Genomic DNA, 289 nt, shown 5'->3' on the forward strand with positions numbered 1-289 from the left:
CCTAATGTGGTGACTGGGGAGATGTCGCCGTAACCAACAGTGGTGATGGTTACGATAGCCCAATAAATACTGGTCGGAATACTGGTAAAGCCGTTCTCTGGGCCTTCGATGATGTAGAGCAACGCACCAAAGATGGTGACCAGAATGGCCACCATACTAAAGAAGATAAAAATCTTGCGTCTAGAGTTCCAAAGGGAGCGCATGATGACATTGGAATCTTGAATGTATTGAACCAATTTCAAGATTCTGAAGATGCGCATTACCCTCAGCAGCCTTACAACCCCTAGGA

At 46.0% G+C, this 289-nt stretch carries 1 protein-coding gene; it reads right to left on the bottom strand.

The window, feature by feature from the left end; translation table 11 throughout:
* A partial coding sequence (locus AB4585_RS23900) for an ion transporter (protein ID WP_372171246.1) occupies positions 1 to 289 on the bottom strand: 289 nt, incomplete at both ends.

This window comes from Vibrio sp. 10N.222.49.C9 (assembly GCF_041474985.1).
GTDB classification, from domain to species: Bacteria; Pseudomonadota; Gammaproteobacteria; order Enterobacterales; family Vibrionaceae; genus Vibrio; species Vibrio crassostreae_C.